Here is a 465-nt window from a genome sequence, read left to right as displayed (position 1 = left end):
CTTGAACGCCGAGGTCGCCGAACCCTGCTGGCTCACGACCGTGCGGTTCGCGGTGTCGTTGGTGAGACGAACCCACGCGGAGACCGAGAAACCCTTGCTCGTGTCGACGACCTTCGCGGTCGTCGCGGTGTTCGAACCGTTGAAACCGACAGACGTCTGCCCACCGACCGTACGACCGGCAGCAGCCGGGTCGACACCGGTCAGCGTGAGGTCGTGACCGTTGCCGGTGCCGTCCAACGCGGGGTCGTCACCGTTGAACCAGGACGCCTCGTTGGGCTTCTTGCCCGCCACGGTGAACTGGAACGTCGATCGGGTCGCGTTGCCGGCCTTGTCGTAAGCCTCCACCATCAACGTCTTCGGGCCGTCCGACGGCGGCGTCCAGCGCACAGGGGTGCCGGCTGCCACCTCCACCGAGGGCGGATCCGTGAAGCCCCACTTGTACTTCACGACGTCCGTCGAGGTGCT

At 66.5% G+C, this 465-nt stretch carries 1 pseudogene; it reads right to left on the bottom strand.

The features are described 5' to 3' along the window. Window positions 1-465: pseudogene (locus LFM09_RS50145) on the bottom strand (hypothetical protein); the annotation flags it as partial.

This window comes from Lentzea alba (assembly GCF_047445655.1).
GTDB lineage: Bacteria > Actinomycetota > Actinomycetes > Mycobacteriales > Pseudonocardiaceae > Lentzea > Lentzea alba_A.
The sequence above is the reverse complement of the archived record's forward strand: the minus strand, read 5'-3'. Positions and strand labels throughout refer to the sequence as shown.